A 4946-nucleotide genomic window follows, 5' to 3' on the forward strand; every position below is an offset into this window, starting at 1 on the left:
CACGCTTTCTTCGAAAGAAATTACTTAATATAAATCTAGCTTACAGGGTAAGCCAGATTTTATCAAGTAATTATGTGGTTTGGCAAGCGTCGTATATTCTAGCCACTTCGTTCTGAATATACCGGCTTGATGGGGATATCCCCATTCCCCTTATGTTTTTGCTAACGCAAAAAATGAGTGGCTAAATGCTAGCCACTCATAGTTCAAAACCAAATTCAAATTCAAAACCCCAGCAACCAAAAATGTGGTTGCTTAATCGTTCTTAAATTTAAGATCACTCACGTGACCTAAAATTTAATTCACTTAAAAATCTTAAAATCGGAAAGCCAAAAATCAATTTGCTTTTGCAATTGTTTTTCGTTTTCTCTTAAAGTCAATTTCATTAAATCAGTTAAATCAATAGGAGATATTTCTTTAATTAATTGCTTATATTTATTTTTAGTTCGTCTTTCTAATTTTCCCCATTCTTCTTCCTCGTTTAATAGCATAAAAACCATTGCTCTATCGGAAATACGTTTAATGATTTTCCAATCTGGTTGTAATATATGTAAATCACTAAAACAATCATTCCAGTAATCAACCATATTTCTTTTAAGTTCAATTTCTACACGCCATAAATGCTCTGAACTAATTTCAACATCTGCATTATCTTTACGTTCTTGTTTTTTGTTATAAATTCTAATAAATCTATCACTATCACGAACGCCGAAGTATTTCGTTTCTGGTTTACCATTACGACCATAAAAAATAGTTTTCTTAACTGCTTTATCAGTCATTGCATAGTAATCGTTCAAATCATCTTCAAAATCAAAAGCTAAGTCTAATCTTGTAAATCCGTAATCTTCCATGTAGTCGATAATATTTTGTTTTAACCAAAGCATTTCTTCATGCGTAAGTTTATTCGGATTAAATTCAACACGCATATTACGTCTATCCCATGTATCTGCTTTTACTTTGTCATATTCAATATAGACTTTTTCTTGAAGTGCTTTAGCTTTAAATTTTGTTTGAAGTATATCCCAAAGTCTAATTTGTGGCTCAACACTCATAAATTCAGATAGTTTTTGAGCATTATTTTTATTAAGATTTCCAACAATTGTCATAGCGTCAAAACTTATTTTTGGTTCGGGGGTGTACATAGTATGTCGGTTTAACCGGCTATTAGAGTAGCCGGTTTTAGAAAATTTATCTGAACCCTTGTTTTGTAAGTAATTTGAATGATTTTCTTTAGTCATAAAAAATCGACTCCTTAAATTATTTTCAAGAAGTCGCCCATCCAAATATATATCTTGATGTATATTCAAATATCGTTTAATATCTAAATATACAAAATCATAAAAAACAACTAATGTTTTAATTTTTGAATGGTTGTCGCACACAAACTTTGGTCAGGGCGTGGGCGACTTCTTTTTATTTTTTTATTAATATAGCATTATCACAAGAATTGGTCTAACTGAAATTTATTCTTTATTTATATTCAATATTCAATTCTTTTTGTTTTGAATCTTTATCTTTAAAATAAACTTTATACTGAATTGTATCTCCTAAAAGTGATTTAATATCTTTATACTTATCTGGAGTTCCTCTCCACTCTATATGATTATTTTCTTTTTTAGTAACTCCATTATTCGTTATATCTTCTTTCCCATCTTTGTTTATTTTATATACTTTGATTTTTTGAGGTTTATTCTCACTATTTTCTTTAATAACATAATGGCTATCTTTTGGATCTATTTTAATATTCTCTTTTGTTATTCTTTCTTTCGAATTATTTGAGTTACATGCACTCAATACAAATATCAAACTTAAAAAAAATACCGCTAATTTTTTCATATTTTATCTCTTCTTTCAACAAATAATTAGTAGTAAAAAAGCCCTTTTACTAAGGGCTTTTTTACTTAAAACTAAGAACTAAAACTAACTCCTTCAAGTGTTCTATTTTTAACATCTACTTTATATGTGATTGTCAATCCAGTTCCCTTTTTAGCTGCTGCTTTAAAATGTTTAGCATATGTTTTTTTCCATTGGGCGCTACCAATATCTACAGCTGTTTTAGATGCTCCCAATTCTGGCGCAACGATACTTGTAGTAGTATCTAAAAAGTAATTAAATGCTGTTGCAACACCACCACTAGGTGTCGATAATTTATCATTGATTTTTTTAACTTGTTTTTTAGAATAATGGGCTTTAACTGTTTTTATTTTAGAATTTTTAGGTGGCTTTGGATTTGTTGGATTCTCGTGTCCTTTTGCTTGGGCTTGGTTATCATGATTAAAACCAATAGACCCTACTGAAAATGTTGTCAACACAATACTTGTAGCTAATAAAACTTTACCTGTTTTTTGAATCGACTTTTTCATTGTTCTCACCCTTTTTATTGTTTTTATATAAAATATTCATAAAAATTATGAACAATGAAATTATAACAAAGATTAACCATATTATGAATCCGTTCCCAACGAACCATCTATAATTTGTAAATTCAAATATAAAATAAACAACTAAAGACAACAAAAAGAAATAAACTATAGCATAAATATTACTGAAAAATCTCATAAATATCCCCTTTCTATATCAATATGAACCATATTCTTGCTTTGCATATTTTTTTATCAGTGTCTCTACTTGTAAAGAATTAGAAATACCATATTTATTTTTTATCCTGTTCAATGTCTCAATTTCCTTAGGTGATAATCTTATAGTTACTGTTTTTTTATCCGAATTCATTAAATAAAACACCTTTCTTTTATTTAAATATATCAGTTTTTATTTAAAATGTAAATTTTTTAATTAAAATCAACTTAGTTTTTTGCATTATTCCAATTCCTCTATTTGTCGACGATGCTGCGCTCCTTAATAATCCTAAAGCTGTCCATCGGTCGATTTGATAGCTGACGCTATCCGACCGCTGGCGCTTTTAGTCTAATTAAGGGCTCTCATCGACAAATAGATTTTCTCGGCATAATTGCGTCCTCATAATTATAAAAAGACTTCGAATTTCTTTCTAATCCACTCATAAAGATAAATAAACCCACTTATTGCAAGAATATAAGGTAATCCATAAGCAATATACCAAACCAACGTCATAAAGCCCTCAGACGCTTTTAATTTACTCGCTATGGCTTTTTGAAGTATATCGACATGTATAAAATCCATGAAGTCACTACCTATAGTCATTACTAATGCAAAAAGCATAAATACTAACAACATTGTTCCAATACCTGTAAATAATTGCTTTTGTCTTTTTTTATAATGTTCATGTGACGCTCTTACTTCTTGCAACATACGTTTATTTTCATCACGCACTTTATAAATATCTCTACCTATGATGTTAGCTAATTCGTCTGTTTCCACTTTATCTAATTTCTTTTTGAGTATATCTATAAAGTCATTATGTGTCTTGATTGCACTATCTCGAAAATCCTTCGTCGCCTCTGTCAAATTCGATCTGAGTTGTTTTTGTTCGTTTTCTCGTGCGTTCTGGTTCTCTTGTATCTCTGTCAGATATTTGATGATGAGCTTGTTTTGTTTTTTCAGTTCGTCTAATTCTTGTCTTTCTAAGTTGCTCTGCGTTATGTTCGACGGCGTCCCAGTCGACGTCGAATTGTTCTGTGTACGCTGCGACTGGGTCTTGTTCTGATTCTCGTTCTTCTTCTCTTTCTCGTCTTTCAAACTCATATTCTAACGCCCCCTTGTCATAATCTTCGCCAAGTGTTTTGCCACGCACCCATTTATTTACATTTTCAGACTTATACGAGACATTTTTGCCTCTAACTTTAAATTCAATACCTAATTTCTCTAAATGCTCTGAAAAGCTCTTAAAATCGCTTGTATGTCCTTTCGCAATTTCAATTTTTTCTCTTAAATCATCTTTCCAAGAATATTGGTCTTTCTCTATTAATGATTTTTCAGCTTGTGTATATCTCAATTTTGCCGTATTTCGTTCTGGCACACTCAAACCATGTTCTCGACAAATATCATCATTGGTTTGTTTAATAAAATCTCGTTGTTGTTTATTACTTTGGTATTTTTTTCCTGTTTCTAAGTCAATTGAATTAATCACAATATGATTGTGTACATGTTCTCTATCTGTATGTGTATAGATTGCTACTTGATGATTAGGTGCAATCTTTTCTGCGAGTTCCAAACCTAATTGATTACATTGTTCTGGCGTAACTTCACCCGGTTTAAAAGATTGTATTACCGTATGTGCTTGAACACCATTTTCTTTACCGTACAAAGCCCTAGTTTGTTTAAATGCCGATTTAGCATAATCTACATCACAATTTAAGCCACTTTTTTCTTCTGCTCGCTTTTCTGCATAATTGATTGCTCTACTTGCCGATTTGGTATTACCTAATTTAGTTGTTGCCATCATCATCACTTCGTTTCTGTTTAGGTGCTATTTTATTTATTAATGGTCCAACCAAAGTACAAACAATTAAGTAAGGTATGAAAAACCATAAATTGTTACTAAAATCAAAATCTAAGAATAAAATAGCCATTAATATTAAAAACACAATAAAATACCAAATACCGTACAATAAAATCCTTAATTTAGACTTTTCCATATTTCATCTAACCTTTCACGTACTGCTTTGATATTATATTCCAAGCCATCATAATTCGGTGCTTCATGTTGATGTTGATTACAGTATTTAGCAATCTGATTCACATTTGCCCCCAACATACTTAAATCTTTGGCAATCGATTGTCGCGTTTCTTTATCAAATTTAGGTGCGACCAATCGACTGCCTTGTGCCTTTTTCTTAACGAAAGCAGGCACACTCATATTTAAAGTTTCAGCTGACTGCTTTAACTTTAAATATTCGGATTCGCTCACACGAAAACTAATTTGTTTCGGCTCTTTACGGTTGGGTTTATGGTTTTTCCCAACAGTTTTATCGCTAGCCACAAAGTTGTTTTGTTCGCTCATTAAATCCCAC

General features: G+C 31.1%; 6 protein-coding genes. All 6 read right to left on the bottom strand.

Going from position 1 to position 4946, the window contains the following annotated elements:
* Positions 1-299 precede the first annotated feature (299 nt).
* Complete coding sequence (locus PREDE_RS13235) at positions 300-1235, bottom strand: replication initiation factor domain-containing protein (RefSeq protein ID WP_002467289.1); 936 nt, start codon at positions 1233-1235, stop codon at positions 300-302.
* A 232-nt stretch (positions 1236-1467) separates the two neighbouring features.
* Positions 1468-1833 carry a hypothetical protein gene (locus tag PREDE_RS13995; RefSeq protein WP_002467287.1) on the bottom strand — a complete coding sequence of 122 codons (366 nt, stop codon included), beginning with the start codon at positions 1831-1833 and terminating at the stop codon, positions 1468-1470.
* 71 nt (positions 1834-1904) lie between these two features.
* Entirely contained in the window at positions 1905-2360 is a 456-nt protein-coding gene (locus tag PREDE_RS14000; RefSeq protein ID WP_002467291.1) for a hypothetical protein, read from the bottom strand.
* 619 nt (positions 2361-2979) lie between these two features.
* Entirely contained in the window at positions 2980-3441 is a 462-nt protein-coding gene (locus PREDE_RS13250; protein WP_015298618.1) for a DUF334 domain-containing protein, read from the bottom strand.
* Positions 3410-4375, bottom strand: a complete 966-nt coding sequence (locus PREDE_RS13785; protein ID WP_002467288.1) for a relaxase/mobilization nuclease domain-containing protein — start codon at positions 4373-4375, stop codon at positions 3410-3412. Before PREDE_RS13785 ends, PREDE_RS13250 begins: the two co-directional genes overlap by 32 nt.
* A 177-nt stretch (positions 4376-4552) precedes the next feature.
* Positions 4553-4936, bottom strand: coding sequence for a plasmid mobilization protein (locus PREDE_RS13255; protein ID WP_015298620.1), 384 nt, complete (start codon positions 4934-4936; stop codon positions 4553-4555).
* Between the last annotated feature and the right edge of the window lie 10 nt (positions 4937-4946).

The organism is Prevotella dentalis DSM 3688, assembly GCF_000242335.1.
GTDB lineage: Bacteria > Bacteroidota > Bacteroidia > Bacteroidales > Bacteroidaceae > Prevotella > Prevotella seregens.